Source organism: Myroides guanonis, assembly GCF_900114085.1.
Lineage (GTDB): Bacteria > Bacteroidota > Bacteroidia > Flavobacteriales > Flavobacteriaceae > Flavobacterium > Flavobacterium guanonis.
Genome location: NZ_FORU01000009.1, coordinates 43,164 through 62,425 on the forward strand (window position 1 = coordinate 43,164; position 19,262 = coordinate 62,425).

Annotated in this window: 19 protein-coding genes; 2 read left to right on the plus strand and 17 right to left on the minus strand. The window is 31.0% G+C overall.

Going from position 1 to position 19,262, the window contains the following annotated elements:
- Nucleotides 1-24: 24 nt before the first annotated feature.
- The 12 genes from BM024_RS08650 to BM024_RS08705 all read right to left on the minus strand — a co-directional run bounded on the left by BM024_RS08650 (nucleotide 25) and on the right by BM024_RS08705 (nucleotide 13,578).
- Complete coding sequence (locus tag BM024_RS08650; protein WP_090679311.1) at nucleotides 25-1,299, minus strand: adenylosuccinate synthase; 1,275 nt, start codon at nucleotides 1,297-1,299, stop codon at nucleotides 25-27.
- A 21-nt stretch (nucleotides 1,300-1,320) separates the two neighbouring features.
- Complete coding sequence (locus BM024_RS08655) at nucleotides 1,321-1,785, minus strand: Fur family transcriptional regulator (protein ID WP_090679313.1); 465 nt, start codon at nucleotides 1,783-1,785, stop codon at nucleotides 1,321-1,323.
- A gap of 103 nt (nucleotides 1,786-1,888) precedes the next feature.
- Nucleotides 1,889-4,099 (minus strand): RelA/SpoT family protein, encoded by a 2,211-nt coding sequence (locus BM024_RS08660; RefSeq protein ID WP_090679315.1) that lies wholly within the window; start codon nucleotides 4,097-4,099, stop codon nucleotides 1,889-1,891.
- Nucleotides 4,100-4,237: 138 nt separating this feature from the next.
- Nucleotides 4,238-4,900, minus strand: a complete 663-nt coding sequence (locus BM024_RS08665; protein ID WP_090679317.1) for a hypothetical protein — start codon at nucleotides 4,898-4,900, stop codon at nucleotides 4,238-4,240.
- A 106-nt stretch (nucleotides 4,901-5,006) separates the two neighbouring features.
- A complete protein-coding gene (locus BM024_RS08670; RefSeq protein ID WP_090679319.1) occupies nucleotides 5,007-6,551 on the minus strand; it encodes a serine hydrolase in 1,545 nt (514 codons plus the stop codon).
- Nucleotides 6,552-6,554: 3 nt separating this feature from the next.
- Complete coding sequence (locus BM024_RS08675; RefSeq protein WP_177190187.1) at nucleotides 6,555-7,349, minus strand: TrmH family RNA methyltransferase; 795 nt, start codon at nucleotides 7,347-7,349, stop codon at nucleotides 6,555-6,557.
- Between the two features lies 1 nt (nucleotide 7,350).
- Nucleotides 7,351-8,682, minus strand: a complete 1,332-nt coding sequence (locus tag BM024_RS08680) for a DUF58 domain-containing protein (protein ID WP_090679321.1) — start codon at nucleotides 8,680-8,682, stop codon at nucleotides 7,351-7,353.
- 11 nt (nucleotides 8,683-8,693) lie between these two features.
- Nucleotides 8,694-9,689: an AAA family ATPase gene (locus BM024_RS08685; protein WP_090679448.1), complete on the minus strand. Its 996-nt coding sequence runs from the start codon at nucleotides 9,687-9,689 to the stop codon at nucleotides 8,694-8,696.
- Nucleotides 9,690-9,694: 5 nt separating this feature from the next.
- On the minus strand, nucleotides 9,695-10,894 hold the full coding sequence (locus BM024_RS08690) for a DUF4350 domain-containing protein (RefSeq protein ID WP_090679323.1): 1,200 nt from the start codon (nucleotides 10,892-10,894) through the stop codon (nucleotides 9,695-9,697).
- Nucleotides 10,891-11,691 (minus strand): hypothetical protein, encoded by an 801-nt coding sequence (locus BM024_RS08695; RefSeq protein WP_090679325.1) that lies wholly within the window; start codon nucleotides 11,689-11,691, stop codon nucleotides 10,891-10,893. Before BM024_RS08695 ends, BM024_RS08690 begins: the two co-directional genes overlap by 4 nt.
- The gene (locus BM024_RS08700; protein ID WP_090679327.1) at nucleotides 11,681-12,604 is read right to left on the minus strand and encodes a hypothetical protein; all 924 of its coding nucleotides are present in this window, start codon (nucleotides 12,602-12,604) and stop codon (nucleotides 11,681-11,683) included. Before BM024_RS08700 ends, BM024_RS08695 begins: the two co-directional genes overlap by 11 nt.
- A 2-nt stretch (nucleotides 12,605-12,606) precedes the next feature.
- Nucleotides 12,607-13,578, minus strand: a complete 972-nt coding sequence (locus BM024_RS08705; RefSeq protein WP_090679328.1) for a stage II sporulation protein M — start codon at nucleotides 13,576-13,578, stop codon at nucleotides 12,607-12,609.
- A 22-nt stretch (nucleotides 13,579-13,600) separates the two neighbouring features.
- Here BM024_RS08705 and BM024_RS08710 point away from each other — a divergent pair, with 22 nt between their 5' ends.
- Nucleotides 13,601-14,338 (plus strand): RDD family protein, encoded by a 738-nt coding sequence (locus BM024_RS08710; RefSeq protein WP_090679330.1) that lies wholly within the window; start codon nucleotides 13,601-13,603, stop codon nucleotides 14,336-14,338.
- A gap of 7 nt (nucleotides 14,339-14,345) precedes the next feature.
- Nucleotides 14,346-14,951 carry a trimeric intracellular cation channel family protein gene (locus BM024_RS08715; protein WP_090679332.1) on the plus strand — a complete coding sequence of 202 codons (606 nt, stop codon included), beginning with the start codon at nucleotides 14,346-14,348 and terminating at the stop codon, nucleotides 14,949-14,951.
- Here BM024_RS08715 and BM024_RS08720 read toward each other — a convergent pair.
- The 5 genes from BM024_RS08720 to BM024_RS08740 form a co-directional block, all read right to left on the minus strand.
- Nucleotides 14,948-16,642 carry a sodium:solute symporter family protein gene (locus BM024_RS08720; RefSeq protein WP_090679334.1) on the minus strand — a complete coding sequence of 565 codons (1,695 nt, stop codon included), beginning with the start codon at nucleotides 16,640-16,642 and terminating at the stop codon, nucleotides 14,948-14,950. The genes BM024_RS08715 and BM024_RS08720 overlap by 4 nt on opposite strands.
- Before the next feature lie 188 nt (nucleotides 16,643-16,830).
- The gene (locus BM024_RS08725; protein ID WP_090679336.1) at nucleotides 16,831-17,358 is read right to left on the minus strand and encodes a mechanosensitive ion channel domain-containing protein; all 528 of its coding nucleotides are present in this window, start codon (nucleotides 17,356-17,358) and stop codon (nucleotides 16,831-16,833) included.
- Nucleotides 17,359-17,360: 2 nt separating this feature from the next.
- Entirely contained in the window at nucleotides 17,361-17,942 is a 582-nt protein-coding gene (locus BM024_RS08730; protein WP_090679338.1) for a Maf family nucleotide pyrophosphatase, read from the minus strand.
- Nucleotides 17,943-17,950: 8 nt separating this feature from the next.
- Nucleotides 17,951-18,478: a KdsC family phosphatase gene (locus BM024_RS08735; protein WP_090679339.1), complete on the minus strand. Its 528-nt coding sequence runs from the start codon at nucleotides 18,476-18,478 to the stop codon at nucleotides 17,951-17,953.
- The gene (locus tag BM024_RS08740; protein ID WP_090679341.1) at nucleotides 18,478-19,227 is read right to left on the minus strand and encodes a Rossmann-like and DUF2520 domain-containing protein; all 750 of its coding nucleotides are present in this window, start codon (nucleotides 19,225-19,227) and stop codon (nucleotides 18,478-18,480) included. The genes BM024_RS08735 and BM024_RS08740 overlap by 1 nt, the downstream gene beginning before the upstream one ends.
- Between the last annotated feature and the right edge of the window lie 35 nt (nucleotides 19,228-19,262).

Here is a 19,262-nt window from a genome sequence, read left to right on the forward strand (position 1 = left end):
AAGATAGAGATGCTTTTTGAAATATTATTGTTTATGGATAGTTTGTGTTCTATCGGGTCCAACAGAAATTATTTTTATTGGCACCTCAAGATAATCTTCAATAAACTTAATGTAATCTTTTAATTCAACAGGTAATTCATCGTAAGTCGTCATTCCTGTTAAATCTGCTTTCCAGCCTTTTTTCTCAGTGTATATTGGAGATACGTTTTCAGGCTCAATATTATAAGGTAAGTGATCAATCAATTCACCTTTGTATTTGTAAGCAGTACAAACTTTTAGTGTGTCAAATCCTGATAGAACATCTCCCTTCATCATATAAAGCTCTGTAACACCATTAACTTGAACAGCATATTTTAGTGCAACTAAGTCTAACCAACCACAACGTCTAGCTCTCCCGGTAACAGAACCAAATTCATTACCAGCTTTTGCCATTGTTGCTCCAATTTCATCCATTAACTCAGTAGGAAAAGGTCCACTTCCAACACGTGTAGTGTATGCTTTAAAAATACCGAATACGTTTTTAACTTTATTTGGAGGAACTCCTAAACCTGTACAAGCTCCAGCAGCTGTAGTATTAGAAGAAGTAACAAAAGGATAAGTACCAAAGTCAATATCTAAAAGAGAGCCTTGTGCACCTTCTGCTAGTATACTTTTTTCTTCCTTTAAAGCGTTATGGATGTATCCTTCACTATCGATGAATTGGAATTTTTTCAATTGCTCAACTGCATCAAAGAACTCATCTTCTAATTCTTGTAGATTGTATTGTAGATTTACATCATGAAAAGAAATCATCGCTTCATGTTTATCCGCTAAGTGACGGTAACGAGTTTTAAAATCCTCCAATTCAGTATCTCCTACTCGAAGTCCATTTCTACCTGTTTTATCCATATATGTTGGACCAATACCTTTTAGAGTAGAACCAATCTTCGCTTTTCCTTTTGCTGTTTCAGAAGCAGCATCAAGAAGACGATGAGTAGGTAGAATTAAATGGGCTTTTCGGGAAATTAACAATCGTCTGTATAAGTCGATGTTGAATTTTTCAAGACCTTCAATTTCTTTAATAAATACAACGGGATCAATTACTACTCCATTTCCAATAATGTTGATAGAGTTGGTATGAAATATCCCAGAAGGAATGGTACGTAATACATGTTTAATTCCGTCAAATTCTAGCGTATGTCCTGCATTTGGACCGCCTTGGAAGCGTGCAATAATATCGTATTTAGAAGTAAGGACATCAACTATTTTTCCTTTTCCTTCATCTCCCCATTGCAAACCAAGTAGTAAATCTACTGTCATTTTTTATTGTGTTGTTAATTGTTAGTCGTTCTTAGTTTCAATGTCAGATTTCTCTTTTCTAACACCATATAAGTATAATGAATGATTGTGTATTTCAATGTTAAATACTTCTTCAATCGTTTTTTTTATTGTTTGAATTCTTGGGTCACAAAATTCAATTACCTCCCCCGTATCGGTTAAAATGATATGGTCATGTTGTTTGTCAAAATATGACTTTTCGTAGTGCGCTTGATTTTGACCGAATTGGTGTCTTCTCACCAAGGCACATTCTAATAGAAGTTCAATTGTATTATAAAGTGTCGCTCTACTAACCCGATAATTCTTATTCTTCATTTTGATATATAGAGATTCAATATCAAAGTGATCTTCACTATCATATATTTCCTGTAAAATAGCATAGCGTTCTGGAGTTTTTCTATGTCCTCGCTCTTCTAAATACTTAGTAAATACATTTTTAACTATTTCTTGGTTGTTCTGAGTTCCCATTTATCTTGATAATATTACTGCAAATATAAGGCTATTTTTTATTGTGATTATAGTTTTGAATTTAGAAATGTTTTAAATGAAAAAGTCTTCGATGAGCTATTCGTTAATTTGAACGTAAGACTTTGTCAACTCCTTCTATTTTCTTAATATTTAGTATCATTTTCTTAAGGACTGTATTGTTTGGAACGATTACTGTGATTTGACCATTAAAGACTCCTGCATTTTCACTTAAAGAAATACTTTTAATATTTACACCCATAGAATTCGTGATAATTTTAGTTATTTGAGTTGTAAGACCTATAGAGTCTAAACCTGTGATCTTTATGGTAGCTTCAAAGTTTTCTTTTGAAGAATCAACCCATTGTGCTTGTAGAATTCTATAAGCATAATTTGATTGTAAACTAATTGCATTTGGGCAATCGGCTCTATGAATTTTAATACCTTCATTAATAGTAACAAAACCAAAAACCTCATCACCAGGTATAGGATTACAACAACTAGCTAGTTTGTAATCTAGTTTTTCCTTTTCTTTTCCAAAAACTAACAAATCAAGATTAGATGAATCTTTAATAGATGTTATTTCTGAGTGAGGAGATGGGTGTCGCTTAATTGTTTTTTTGAAAAAATTAAAAAGTGAGTTGTTTCTTTGAGAAGCGTATTCTTTAAGCTGAGTATTATCTATAATACCAGCTCCAACTCTATAGAATAAATCCTGACTTGTTTTTAATCTAAATAGATTAACCATTTCATTTATAGTCTTCTCATCTAAAGTTATTTTAAGATGGCGCAATTTTCGAATCAATTGTTCTTTACCCTCTTCTGCTATCTTCTTTGTGCTTTCATTGAGAACATTTTTAATTTTATTTTTAGCCCTTGAAGTTGTTACATAATCAAGCCAGTTAACGTTTGGCTTTTGATGTTCAGAGGTGATAATTTCTACTTGATCTCCACTGTTTAATACATGATTTAGTGGTACTAACCGACCATTAACTCGTGTTCCTCGCGTGCGTAATCCAACTTCTGAGTGAATACTAAAAGCGAAATCTAAAGCGGTGGCGCCTTTAGGCAATGACTTTAACTCACCTTTGGGAGTAAATACATATATTTCTTTTGAATATAAGTTTAGTTTAAAATCTTCAACAAAGTCAACAGCATTGCTTTCCGCGCTTTCTAATGCTTCTTTAAGTTGATTTAACCAAATATCAAGACTATTTTCTTCATTAAAACCTTGCTTATATTTATAATGAGCTGCATAACCTTTCTCGGCTATTTCATCCATACGTTCACTTCTAATCTGAATCTCAACCCATCGACCTTTTGGTCCCATTACAGTTATATGAAGTGCTTCATAACCAGTCGACTTAGGGGCGGAAATCCAATCTCGTAATCTACTGGGGCTAGGTCTGTAAAAATCTGTTACTATAGAATAGATTTTCCAAGCAATAAATTTTTCTTCATGTTGAGATGATTTATAGATAATACGGATAGCAAACTTATCATATACTTCTTCAAATGTTACGTTTTGAGCTTTCATCTTTCTACGAATAGAATAGACGGATTTCGGCCTGCCTTTTAAGGTGTATTCAATACCTTCTTGATTCAGAGCATCTCTTAATACTGAGGAAGTCATTTCTATATAGGCCTCTTGTTCTTCCTTAGTTTCTTTCATCTTATCAACGATAGATTGATAAACTTCAGGTTCTGTGTATTTTAGTCCTAGATCTTCTAGTTTTGTCTTAATATTAAAAAGACCTAAACGATGTGCTAAAGGAGCATAAATGTATAAAGTCTCCGATGCTATTTTAGCTTGTTTATAAGGAGCCATACTATCCATTGTTTGCATATTATGCAAACGGTCAGCAATTTTAATTAGAATAACACGAACATCATCATTTAGAGTCAGTAGCATTTTTCTATAGTTTTCAGCTTGCATGGAGATGTGAGTATCTGGTTCAAGCATAGCCATTTTAGTAAGACCTTCTACAATTTGAGCTATTTTTGGATTAAACCATTTAGAAATTTGCTCAATAGTTATGTCAGTATCTTCTACCACATCGTGCATTAAAGCTGCCGCAATAGAGGTCGGACCTAATCCAATTTCTGCTGCTACGATTTTAGCTACTGCTATGGGATGAAATATATAGGCTTCTCCAGACTTTCTTCGTTGATCTTTATGTGCCTCTACAGCAACATCAAAGGCTTTCCTTATTAATTTTTTGTCTTCATCTGTTAGTGTTTGATAACTAATGCGAAGTAGCTCTTTGTACTCTTGTGCAATAGCTTTATTTTCCTTTTCAATTTCTACCTCAGTCATATATTAATTGTTGAAAACTTATGTACTAAAAGTAGAAGAAAGAAATATAAAAAGCAAGTAAAGGGGGGGGATATTTGAATAGCGCTCAAATAAAAAAACCGCTTATAAAGCGGTTTTTTTATTTGTTTAATTTTGTTCTTAGAATACGAAAAATACTCCAGCAGCCAATTGTAGATTACTACCTGGACCATTGTCAAGATTTTTCTTTCCGTATGCCTCTAGAGTTAATCCTAATCTATTTACAATTCTATCTCTGGTATATACATAATCTCCAAATAAGCCAGTATCAGCTAACCAAATATTAACTCCACCTCCATAGTTGAAGGTCGGAAAGCTCTCACTATTTATTTCAGAGTATCCCATACCAACTCCGATGTATGGATCTACTATTGGGATTTGGAATAATCCACCAATACTATATTTAAAAGTACCGTCTATAGATAATGCATTTAATTCATCATTGGTAATAAACCCTCCTACATTCTTTCCTTTTTCAATCTTATTCATTGAAAAACCAACTTCTACTGATAAATGATCAATAAGTTTTCTTTCAATGGAAATTTTTGAAGGGTAAGGTAACATACTCCAATTCTCTGTATTCACTGGTTTCTCTTTATCGAAATTAGTATCCATAAAGTTTGTTTGTAAGTTAACTTTCCATTTATAGTCACTTGCAAACCTCTTGTGTTTAGCGATTTGAGCATTTGACTGAAAACCAAACACCATAAAGACAGCTAGTATAGCGTAACTCAATGATTTTCGTTTGTTTAGATTGAAATTAAAATTACTAAGTCTGTTCATATTTATACAATTTTTGTAGGCTATTGTTGAATGTTAAATAAAATTTAAAGTTTACCAAATTTAGATTAATTAATCTATATAGCAAATAAAAATTAAAATTTGTTTGTCATAAGTTGATTTCATTTAGACGAACGAAGTCTAAATCTTGGAAATCATAGCTAAAGTCTGTTAAAGGAGAAATCGCTTTCATTTTAAATCGATTGGACTTTGATTGAATATTTTCAAGATATAAAAACGCATCTGCGTTGAAATATCTATTAAACCATTTTATAGTAAACGTGTCTTTATCGTAGTACATAAGTTCACCTATTAATTGAGGAGAACGGTCTGATTTGAAGATGTATATGCCATTTTTTTTGAAAATAGATACACTTCCAAACCAATTATCTTTATATTTTCCGACCAAAGAATCCAATTGTTCAATGGCCTCTTTACTTTTGTTCGTAGCTTTTAACCAAACAGCATCTGTAATACTGTCAGCATTTTTTAGATTAGTATGACTTTTATCAAAATAGTCTTGATTAAAGTCAAAGTATGGTAAGCCTAAGTAATAGTTTTTGACAGTATTCGTTATTGCGCTAAAAGCATAACCAGACTGTTGATTAGTTAAAACAATTATTCCTAAATTCTCTTGAGGTAACAAGGTTATTTGAGTAACAATTCCCTCTAAACCACCAGTATGTGAAACTTGAAGTTTTCCTGATACGTCTGTAAGTTGCCAACCTAATCCATAAGCTTTGAATAATGAAAAGTAAGGAGAAATTGTTTGATTGGTCATCAATGTTTGAGGTGTCCACATTTCAGCGTGCTGTTTTTTTGAAAATATAATTTCATCACCATTTTTACCAGCATTTAATTGCATTAATACCCATTTAGATAAATCATCCACATTGCTGTAGATCCCAGCAGCTGCGTCAAATATTGTATTGGTGTAGCGATCAATTACTTGAAGCTTACCATCTATTGGTACATGTGGGTCTATTACATTAGATTTATCCACTAGTCTATTCCAATTACCAGCACTATTCGTCATATGTAGGGGGTCCATTATCTCTTTTTCTACAAATGAAGCCCAACTCATTCCGCTTACACGCTCTATAATCACACCTGCAATAATATACAGTAAATTGTCGTAGTCATATTTTGTCCTAAATGAAGACACGGGTTTTAAGAATTGTATATTGTGAATAATATCTTTGGAAGTAAAATTATGTCCATCGGGCCAGATCATTAAATCACCTGCTCCCAAACCTAGACCACTTCGATGAGTTAATAGATCTCTGATAGTGAATTCTTGAGTAACATATTCGTTATACATTTTAAACTCAGGTATGTATTCAATAACTTTGTCGTCCCAATTTAGTTTGTTCTGATCAATTAATATAGCCAGTGCAGCACTAGTAAATGCTTTACTGTTAGAAGCAATACCAAAATTAGTATAGATGTCTACCTTTTCTTGGTGTTTGATAGAACGTACTCCATAACCTTTAGAATGGATTACTTTTCCGTCTTTGACAACAGCAACTGCTATTCCTGGAACGTCAAAAAGTTCCATAGCTCTAAGAGTTACTTTATCTATTTCATTGTTGATTTCCTGAGAGTAGATTGAGGTAGAGACTAAAAAAATGCTATATAAAAACCAGTTTTTCATGATCTATTCAAAGTTACGTTGTCTTTTTGCTTCAAAAACCAATATAGCAGCAGCGACAGAAACATTCATCGAATCTATCTCTCCACTCATCGGTATATTTATATTTTGAGAGCTTTCTTGTCTCCATAAAGAGGAAAGACCTGTTGCTTCAGTTCCCACCACTAGTGCAGTTGGGGTAGTGAAATCCTCTAAATGATAGGCATTTGAATCTTGAAGAGTTGCACTGTAGATTGATATTCCTTTATCTTTTAAGAACTGTATCACTCTTTCTGTAGTGTCTAGTGCAATTTGATTAGTAAATACACAGCCAACGCTAGAACGAATACTGTTCGGATTGTATAACTCTGTTTTTGGGTTTGCAATAATAACAGCATCTACTTTTGCAGCATCAGCTGTACGAAGAATAGCTCCAATATTACCTGGTTTTTCAAGTGCTTCGGCAATTAAAATAAGAGGGTTCTTACTAAGCTTTAAATCATCTAGAAAATGTGTTTTTTGTTGAGCAACAGCAATAATTCCTTCAGTAGTATCTCTGTATGCTAATTTTTGATAAACATCTTTAGATATTTCTATAATTTCAGTGTGATTTTCAACATATTGATTAATATCAATGTTATTCATGAATTCATTGCAATAAAGAATTGTAATTAATTCATAGCCACCTTTTTTGGCTAATTGAATTTCTCTTTGACCTTCAATTATAAAACTATTTGATTGTTTTCTGGCTTTAGCTTTTTCTTGAAGTTGCACTAAAGATTTAATGTAAGGATTCTGTACGCTTTCTATTTTTTTTATCATTTTAAATGATGCCACGAGCTTTTATTTCTAAGTATTTATTTATGGTGTTTAGACTTAAATCTTCAGGATTAGTCAACACAGAATGTATACCAAATTTTTGAAGCTCATTAATAATTAATTTCTTGTCGTATATAAATTGTTCAGCTATCACTTTGTCAAAAATGTGTTCTGTTTTTGTAGCCCTTTTCGAGGTTAATTTTTTTAGTTCAGTATTCTCAAAAAACACTACTAATAACACGTGATTTCTCGACATAGCCCTAAGATAGGGGAGTTGCCTATGCATTCCTTCTATGGTCTCAAAATTAGTAAATAAAATCAATAAGGAACGATGTGAAATGGTATGTTTTATAGTTGCATATAATCTGCCGTAATCACTTTCAACGAAATTAGTGTCAATGCTGTAAAGCATTTCCATAATTTTCTGCATTTGTACTTTTTCAGAACTTAATGTTGCTAGGGTTTTTATTTTGTCAGAGTAAGTCATGACACTAACCTTATCATTTTTTCTAAGAATTATATTTGATAGCGCTAAAGTGGCATTAATTGCATAGTCTAAAAGGTTCAATTCATTAAAAGGCATTTGCATAACTCGTCCCTTGTCAATCAAAAGATAGATTGATTGTCTTGTCTCATCTTGATACTGGTTTACCATTAACTGGTTGTTTTTTGCGGTCGATTTCCAGTTGATGGTTCTAATATCATCTCCAGAGACATAATTTTTAATTTGTTCAAATTCAAGCGTATGTCCAATTCGTCTGATTTTTTTGAAACCTAACGGTACTTTAGAAGTACTAAAAGTAAGAAGTTCTAATTGTTTCATTTGAATAAAAGAAGGGTAACAGGAAATTGAATTATCATCCGAAAAAACATAACGTCTACAAACTAATTTCAATGGAGATCCAATGTAGATGTTTAATTTTCCAAAATTATAAACTCCTCTAGCGGTTGGACGTAAAGTATGTTTTATAACATCAGAGGTGTATTTATTTAGCGTTTTCTCAATTGAGAAATTTCGATTTTGAAATTGGTATGGAATTTCATCTACTATTTCGCAAAATATTTTAAACGAATAATTGTTCCGTAATGTTATTTCAATTGGGTTTTCATCCCCATTAGACAATCTCTTCGGAATAATTCTTTCAGCTAAAAAACCATTTTTACTGGAAACGAATAGAGATAAATAATCAATTAAAACAATGGTGAAAAATATAAAAACAACTACCCAAATTCCTATATATAGTTTTGGTATAAAAAAAGAGATAATAAAAAGAAATATTATTGTTAGAAAACAATAATAAAATCTTGGATATAGGTAGAGTTTTTTTATATGCATGATTTGGCTATTTACCTTGGTATATCAATGGTTTCAATAATTTGGTGAATTATCTCTTGTGCAGTTAGACCTTCCATCTCTCGTTCTGGGTTAACTACAATTCTGTGTTGCAAAACAGGAGTTGCAGCTTCTTTAATATCTTCAGGTGTAACGAAATCTCTTCCATTTAATGCTGCAAATCCCTTAGAAGCGTTTAAGATAGCAAGGGAAGCACGTGGAGAAGCACCTAAAAATAAGTATGTATTATTTCGAGTGTTAAGAACAATTTTTGCGATATATTCAATAAGATTTTCTTCAATAAGAATTTTTTTAGTCAAATTTTGAAATTCAATTAAATCGAGAGGAGATAATATGCTTTTAACCTCGTCTAGTTTAGAAAGTTCTTCTCGAATATGTTCTCTTTTAAGGATTGAAATTTCTTCTTCTAAATTTGGGTAGTCAATGATGATTTTGAAAAGGAAGCGGTCTAGTTGGGCTTCTGGTAATCTATAAGTTCCTTCTTGTTCAATAGGATTTTGAGTTGCAATAGTTAGGAAAGGCTGTTTCATTTTATAAGTAATCCCATCCATGGTTACTTGGTTTTCTTCCATTACTTCAAAAAGCGCTGCTTGAGTTTTAGCAGGTGCTCTATTAATTTCGTCAATTAATATTAAATTAGAGAATATTGGTCCTTTCTTGAACTCGAATTCTGAAGCTTTTATATTGAAGATGGAAGTTCCTAATATATCAGATGGCATTAAATCAGGGGTAAATTGGATTCTACTAAAATCAGTTGAGATGGTTTGTGAAAGCAATTTTGCAATTAGAGTTTTGGCAACCCCAGGAACTCCTTCAAGCAGAATGTGCCCTTTTACTAATAAAGCGACTAATAATTGGTCAATAATTTTATCTTGACCTACTATCACCTTTTGAATTTCTTGTTTTATTTCTGCGGTTTTGTTTTGTAACTTGCTCAAATCCAAACGAGATTCAAAATGTAATTCTTCTCTCTTTGCTTCGTTTTCCATATTATTTAGTTCCATAATTTTTCCGTTGCTTGATTTAATTTTATTAGAAATTCCTCTTCTTTTACAATACTATTTGATTGGATGTATTTGACTATATTAATCCAATTTTGGATGTTTTTTCTATCTATACCTGATTTAGACTCAAATACATCGATAAAATCAGAGTTTAATATGCGTGTATCTATTCTGTATTTCCTACGAATTTCTTCTAGTGTTTGGTTAATTTGTTTTTGCATAATTCCTTTATAATCCTTTGTTTCAATATACAACCCAGAAATTGTCTTTGTAAATTCAACGGATGTATTCTTAACAGGATGAATAATGGGTATTATTCTTTGCTTTCTTTTAGCTGTAAAACAAATAAATACTATTAATCCAATTAAGAAGAAATACCATGACCATTTAAGACTTGGATTTGTTAAAATAAATCTTAATAATGAATATGATACTGGTTCTGTTAAATCTGTTTTCTTAGCAACCCAATAAACATCATCAGTTTGAATGTAAGAAAGAATGTTTTCAACATAAAGATGATTGTTACTTTCTAATAAGTTATAATTTGAAAAGGCAAGAGGTTGAGTGTGAAGATAGATAAGTCCATCACCAAAGGGTGCTTTCAAAAAGTTAGGCGCTGTTTTTTCACTAGTGTTTTGAAAACCTAAAACTTCATAATTTATTTTGTTTTTATCAGGAATATCAAAGCAATAATTGGTAAAAGCCCTTTTTAAATTAAAGCGTCCTTTAGATAAGTTTTGATTTGTTGTCCAAACGGAAAATGTATTCTCTTCTGGAACATAATGTTGATAGCTAGATAGACCTAAAGTATCAAGCAGGTTGTAATCAAATTGAGCAGAACTTATAAAAATTGAATTTCCTTTATTAGCTAAATTTAAAATTGTATCCATCATACTTTTGCTTAGATAAGCATCGTAATTTATGTAGAGAAAACTAGATTTGACCAAACTGTCTTGATTCCAGTTTTTTAAGTAAGTATCTGAAAAGGAGCTAACATGATGAATCTTTTTTCCATTTAGTAAACCATCAATTTGTTGGTCGAATATATAGAGTCCAAAAGGTTTTTTACTATTGATTGACATACTAGTGTCATGCCAGTCAATGCGCTTTGGTTTGCTCCATTCCAATCCAATAATCAGGATGAGTACAGCAACAAATAAGCCGACATATTTAACTAGTGTACGATTCATTTGTTTAATTTATTTAAAGTCTGAACAAAGGAAGCAGATGCACTATTGAATACCTCAATTTCCAAAGGAAATTCACCATACCAAACATTGTTGTATAGATAAGAAAGATATTTGAATTCATTTTTCAAATCCAAGTCTTTAATTTCGTTCAAATAATCAGCATTGGTTTTTTCTAATTCCCAATTTATATATTGTTGTTTAGAGAGTGTTTGGAGCAACCATAAATAATAATAGCGAATAGCTAATCGATAATCTTTTGTTTGGATGGTTTTTGCCAATAGCTCTTCAAATTCAATCGACTTGATATCTTTTTCTATTATGTCAAAAGCCGTTTTAATAGTCTTTTTCTTTCTTGTGAAAATCCAAGTAATATCTCTATTAACTATTGATTTAATGATTAAAAATAAAAAAATAATTATGAGTAACCAAAAGCCAATTTTTACAAATATTGATAAAGAGTTTAGGTCTGATGAAGAAGGGATTAGATTTCTAATTAGCCAACTTTTAATTTCGTTCCAAATCCTTTTCAGTTTAGCGCCTAAACTATTGTTTTCTTCTTCGTTATAATGAAATTCGGTGTCGTCGATATATTCTTTTTTGAATTTAGATTTGAATTTATAATTCGTTAAAGGGGTGTTCTCATCGATTTTAAAAGATAAAGAATCAGTTAGCTTTTTATCAAAAGTTTTATCTTGAATAATACTATCTAATTCAGATTTTACGGGATTAGTTTGTGAGTGCACAACAAAACTTCCCAATATCAAAATACTGCTAGTTAAGAACTTTTTAAATTTCATTTGAGCCTATCTCTTCAATACTATTAAAAGCGTTAAAACTTTTTTCATTTTCCTTACCACTATAATATATCAATCCTTGATTAATTAACATTATGCTGTTTAGAATAAAACTAGCTATTAAAGAAATTATCATAGTCAATCCCATTACAAGGGCAAACAAAGGGCTTAGTTCATCCTCAATAGATGTTCCGTCATTCAAAGAAGTAAATAGCTTGAAATAGTAATAAGATTGAGGTATAAAACTAATAATGCTGGTTACAATTTGTATTATTAAATACACAATTATAGTGTTACCAATAGTAGTCCAGAAATTTGCTTTAATTATATCGAAAGCTTTTCCATAGGAATTAAAAAACGACGTTTTATTATGTATATATTCATAATAAGAAATGCTAATCCATGAAACCGAAAATGCACAGAGAATAAATATTATAGGAATACCGATTATAACAAAAATTAATAAAACAGAAACGAATAAACATATAACCAATAAAGGGAAAATCAAAAAAGAGGTTCCTAAAGCAAAAACGATAGCTCTCCCACAAACACTTTTTATTTGTTTTAGATAAAGACTGGGTGTGTGAGGTACATCATTTTCGATGTTTTTTAAATATAGAATTGGAAAAGTGTATGATATAACAGAGAATAATATAGAAGCAATAATTAAAATCACTACCAAAAAGCCTGAATAAACAAAATCATTTCCTAATAAGGCTTCAACATTGGTGTTACTTTGAAATACACTAGAAAAAAGATTATCACTTAAAAGATATATACAAACTACCAATACAGCAAGCAGAGGACCATTAATGATAAAATAGTTTTTAAAAAAAGTTTTACCCTCACTTTTAAAAAGTGATATAGTGTCAGATATTAAAGAAGAAACATCTCTTTTTTTATATAGTTGAAACATATTTAAAATAGTTTAGTGTTAATGGATTTATGTAGAATACGAGGATATATAACAAAATAAAATGCAACTAAAACAAGTGATAAAAAGATAATCAAATAATTTAAGATATCCGGCATTTCTTTCGAATATCGAGTTATGTATCCTTCGATAAAACCAGCTAGAATAGTTAACGGTATAGTGCTTAAAACAATTTTAAAAGCATTTTTAAAACCTATTTTAAAAGAGTCTATTCGAGAAAAAGTTTTTGGAAAAAACAAACTACCACCTATAATAAAACCAGCAGCAGCCTCAATGATTAAAGCTGAAATCTCAAAAGTTCCATGAAGCCAAACACCCTTTAAACTTGAAATAAATTCATTTTGTTGAATAAAGAAATATTGAAACGAACCTATCATTATACCATTATAAAACATAAAAATTAAAGTTCCAACACCACCAAAAATGCCATACATAAACATTCTTAACCCAACGTATAGATTATTGACCGTAATAAAAATAAAGCTAGAGAAACTATTTCCAGATTTATAGATAGCCATAGAATCACCATTCTTTATGTTCTCTAATGTTTCGTTAACATAGGAGTCTCCAAGAATTAGACGAACAAAACTTAAGTCATATTTAGTAGATATGGTACCAATGAAAACACAAATAAAGAAAACCAAAAAACTGAAATATAAATATTTTCTATACTGATATAAAACCAGTGGAATCTCTGTTGTAAAAAAGTGTTTTATTCTATTTTCTTCTAGTCTCTTAGTTTTGTAAATTTTTTGATAAGTTTGTGCGGCTAAATGATTTAAATAAACTGTAGTTTTACTTTTGGGGTAATATGTTTGAGCATAGGATAGGTCATTCATTAACTGAATATACAAATGAGCCAGATAATCTGGTTTTGTACGTAAATTAGTAAAAATAGCTTTTTCATATTCAAGCCATTTATCCTTATTTTGCTTAATAAATGCCGTTTCTCTCATAATATGAGCTAAAATATAAAATATGATGCAATTAACAATCAATACCACTCAAAATGTTAAAATTTATTTTAACCAAGCACCGCTATCTTCTAGAATAGTTGCTAGTTTAATTGATTTATGTTGTTTGATTATTTACTGTATTGGAGTATTTATATTTTGGAATAGTTTAGATTTATCTAGTTATTTTTCTGATGACTTGACAATCTATAGTATTATTTTAATTCTCTTACTACCAGCTGTTTTTTATTCATTGTTAACAGAAAATCTGTTTAATGGAAGTAGTTTAGGAAAAAAAATAATGAAGCTCAGAGTTATTAAACTTGATGGATATCATGCAACTTTTGCTGATTATTTAACGAGATGGATTTTTAGGAGCATCGATGTTATGATTGGATCTGGGGTAATAGGATTGTTAAGTGTTATTTTTAGTGATAAAGGTCAAAGATTAGGAGATTTAGTAGCTGGAACAGCGGTAATATCAACGAAAAGCAATGTAAACTTAGAATCTACAATATATCAAGAGTTGGATGATAATTATTCCGTAACTTATCATCAGGTATTGAAATTATCAGATAATGACATAAGATTGATTAAGGAAGTAATGAATGATTTTAAGAAATCAAGAAATCATAAACTTCTGAGTACTTTGGTTACGAAAATTGAAAAAACTCTAGGAGTGAAAAGTAAGAACTCTTCACATTTGCAGTTTGTTGATATAGTGATAAAAGATTATAATTATTTAAGTCAACAAAAAGCTTAAAATAGAAATGGAATTATTTTTTGTATTAGACTTGTTGGGTACTATGGCATTCGCTATATCAGGTGCTTTGGTAGGAAGGGAAAAGAGACTAGACTTGTTTGGTATACTTACACTAGCTTTCGTAACGGCTATTGGTGGAGGTACACTGAGAGATGTGATAATTGGAATTACTCCTGTAACTTGGTTGACAGACTTGGTTTATTTTTACACTATTCTCGGCAGTGTAGTGGGAGCTCTGCTCTTTTATAAATATCTGGATTATTTAAGAATTTCACTGTTTTTATTTGACACTATTGGACTTGCCGTTTTTACATTAATTGGAATTGAAAAGGGGATGAGTGTTGGATTACATCCTATTATCTGTGTTACATTAGGAACTATAACGGCTTGTTTTGGCGGTGTAATTCGAGATATACTTAGTAATACGATACCTATTATTTTAAAACGTGAGATTTATGCAACGGCCTGTATAGCTGGAGGATTAGTTTTTTATGCATTGTATTATTTGGAAGTAGATAAAGATTTAACTTATATAATAACTTCTTTGGTGATTATAGGAATTAGAATTTTAGCAGTAAAAAGAGCTTGGAAATTACCTTATTCCCACGCTTAGTTTTTTAAATATCTAGCAGTGCTACTTTTTAAATTAAGTAATGATGAGAAAAGTATTACTAAAAGGACTCCAATAAAGTTTAACCATAGAAAGCTCACTAATTCAGCCATATAAATGGCAATTACTGATACTTGAGATACAATGGCACCCCAGAAGACTGCATTAGAATTTAATCTTTTAAAAAATAAAGCAACTATAAAAATTCCTAACAAAACACCATAGAAAACGGATCCAACAATATTAACCATTTGAATCAAGTTTTCAAATAATGGTACAACACATCCAATAGCAATAGCAATAAGCCCCCAGATAACAGTAAATATTTTAGTTGCTTTTAAATAGTGTGATTCTGAATGTGTTTTTCTAATATTTCTTTTATAAATATCATTTACAGTTGTGGCAGCTAAGGCATTTAGCTCAGAAGCAGATGCACTCATTGCCGCTGAAAAAATAACTGCTAATAATAGACCTATAAAACCAGTAGGTAAATGATTGATGATAAAGTATAAAAACACATAATCTTTATCGTTAATTTCAGCACGAGGATTTGCTTGTAGAATGATCTGTTTAGCCTCGTCTCTTAATTCTCTTTCCTTACTAGCGAGACTAACCATTTTTTCTTTAAGGATAGGATTGTTGTAGTCTTGATACAATTGACCAGTATACAACATACTTATTTCTTTTTTTTCTACTAATACATCTTTAAATTCATCTTCAATTTTAGAATATTGAGGTTCAAAAGAAGACGAAGTAACTTGATTAACATTTGTTGGATTGAAGTGCAGGGGAGTGCTATGAAATTGAAAAAATATAAACACCAAAACACCTATTAATAGAATAAAAAACTGCATAGGTATTTTGAGTAAACCGTTTATAAGTAAACCCTTTCTGCTTTCTTGAATAGATTTTCCGGTAAGGTATCGACCTACTTGTGTTTGATCTGTTCCAAAATACGCTAACATTAGAAAAAAACCACCTGCTAAACCATTCCAAATAGTATAGCGCTCGTTCGGATCAGTAGAAAAATTCAATAGATCCATTTTTTTGTTTGCGGCAGCAATTCCCAATGCATTTGAAAGACTTAAGCTGTCTGGGAAGCTATTTAATAGAATAAAAAACACTAAAAACATTCCGCTCATAATTAAGAACATTTGATGTTTTTGAGTGATAATTATAGCTTTTGAACCACCGCTTACTGTGTATATAAGAACTAAAATTCCAATACTAATAATTAAAAGTTTTAAGTCCCAACCTAATAGAGATGAAAGTATAATTGAAGGGGCATAGATAGTAAAACCAATAACTAACCCTCGTTGAGTTAAGAACAATAATGTCGCCAAACTTCTAACTTTAACATCAAACTTCTTTTCTAAAAATTCATAGGCTGTATAAACGTTGTATTTGTAAAAAGCAGGGATGAAAAACAAACATATAAAGATCATTGCTAAGGGTAATCCAAAATAAAATTGAATAAAACCCATTCCATCATGATATGCTTGTCCAGGTAGTGATAAAAAAGTTATTGCACTTGCTTGTGTAGCCATTACAGATAATGCGACGGCCCAACTAGGAGACTGTCTATTCGCTATGACATACTCGTTAAAATTACTATTCTTTCTTGTTTTAATAGTTCCATATACAACTATGAATAGGAGAGTACATGATAATATAATCCAATCTAAATTTTGCATAGTTAACTGTATAATTCCATTAGAAAATAAAAGAATAGTATATACAAAATGTTAACCAAAAGTATCACACTGTAAGAACGTTTCCATTCTGTTTTTTTGAAGAAATTAATCAACTGTTCTACCATTAGTCTCAAAATTGAATTATTAACCTATATCGATGTTCTGAATGTCACAATAGCTATGCCATATTATAAGGAGGAATTGTAATCGTTATCTTCGTTTTTTAAAATTACGATTCCTTTCTGTAGTAATAAGTTATTTGGGTAAGAAATGTGTTCTCCTTCTTTAGTCATTAAAAGTGTGTAAAATGCTTTTATGTCAAGTATTTGAGCTTCAATTGGAAAGTCTTTATCTTGAATTCTTATAAAATCTCCAATTTTGAATGGAAAGGTAAAAAATAATAAAACACCAGCGGTAACATTACTTAATAATGACCATTGAGCAAACATAGCAACTCCAATAACAGCAAATACTGAAGTAAGTGTAATATAAAAATTCTCTTTATCAACACCCCAAATAGCAAATAAAGATAGTACTAACAAAAAGCCAAGTAGAATATTAAAAAGTCTGATTATCACTAAAGTTCTACTTCCTTTAATATCTGCTTTTTTTGAGAATTTTTTGATTAATTTCGACAAGATATTCTTTGTCAAAAGATATACAATCAAACAGATTGCCGAAGCAATTATACGTGGGTAATACTGTTGTAATTCCATAATTAAAAATTAGAAAGTTCATAAACCAGCTTTTCTGTTGGTAGGCCTACTACATTGCTATAAGAACCATTGATAGAACTTATGCCAATTAAACCAATCCACTCTTGTATTCCGTAACTACCAGCCTTATCAAAAGGTTGATATTCTTCAATATAGAAATCTATATCTTCGGGTGAAATGTTTGTAAAAGTAACTTCTGTAATATCGTGAAAAAGAACCTGTTTGTCAAGAGACTTTATGCATACAGAGGTTATTACTTGATGTGTTTTTCCAGATAGGCTTGAAAGCATAGCAAAAGACTCATCATAATCATTTGGTTTTCCCAGAGCTCGTTGTTCATGCCAAACTATAGTATCACTAGTGATAGCAATGGATATACTATCATTTAATGTAATAGCATTTGCTTTTTGAAGTGCAATATGATCTGTAATGTTATGACCTTGAAAATCGCTAGGATAACTTTCATCAACATCTGGTGATTGAATAGAAAAATCCAGATGTAATTCTTTTAAATATGCTTGACGTCGAGGTGATTTAGAACCTAAAATTAATTTTCTGTCCTTTAGTTTATCTTGTAGTAGCATGAAAGTAATTAATCAAATTTTGCTTCGAAATGCTCGAACCATTTATGTTGTGTTTTCATAACTTGTTCTATAACATCTCGAACAGCTCCCTTTCCTCCATTGATGTGAGAAATGTATTTAGATATCCTTTTAATTTCTGGAGCCGCATCTTGTGGACATGTAGGTAAACCAACCAATTGCATAACGTGATAGTCTGGAATATCATCGCCCATATAAAGAACCTGATCAGCTTTAATAACGTGCTTATTTAGATAGTCTTCCAAAACCGTAACTTTATTAGAAACACCTAAAAAAACATCTTTTATGCCAAGATTTTCAAGACGGATACGCACTCCATCATTACTTCCGCCAGAAATGATACAAATGTTATATCCTTGTTCTGCAGCTGCCTTTAATGCATAACCATCACGTATATACATTTCACGTAGTAATTCGCCATTTTGAGCTACATGTATAGTACCATCCGTTAATACTCCATCTACATCAAATATGAATGTAGTGATGTCGTTCATAATTTCCTTGAAGTGTTTTGACATTATTTTCGTTGAATTGATTTAGTAATTAGTGTGTAAATATCTTTTTTGTTAGTGTCTTTTAGGATTTCTAAGTGCCTGGAAATTGTTTGAGAATCCCTTCTTATAGCAGGACCTGTTTGAGCTTTCGAAGGATTTAAGAATTCAATTTTTTGCGCGGTTTCTAATATGAGTGGTCTTAGAATTTCAAAGGGAACAGCGTGTTCTTTACACACCTCTTCTCCTAAGGTGTACATATGATTGCTAAAATTATTTACAAAAACAGCCGCAAGATGAATGGCTTGACGTTGATTAGAATCAATGAAATAGATTCGTTCTGAAAATTTTAGTGCAATATTTTCTAATATTTTTAAATCAGATTTTTCACGAGCTTCAAGACAGAAAGGTATTTTGGAAAAATCAACGTCTTTATCTTTAGAAAAAGTTTGTAACATATAAAGTACTCCTAATCTATGCTTTGGGTTTATTGCCTCCATAGGGGTGTTTCCAGATACGTGTACCACGAATTGATTTGGAACGTCTATAGCATTGGAGATTTCAGATATAGCATTATCACTTACTGCTATTATAAAAATATCACTAGGTCTTAGTTTTTTAATATCAGTGGTTATTAGTTCTTCGGAAACGAGATCTGTTAGATGATGTTCGTTTCTTGCGTATATTTGTTGCAAAGAAAGAGAATCATGTTTTAAAATGTTTAAGATAAGGTGATGAGCAACATTACCAGAGCCTAGTACTGTAATTGTGGTCATAGGTCTAAAATACTTTTATACAATGAATTCAATTT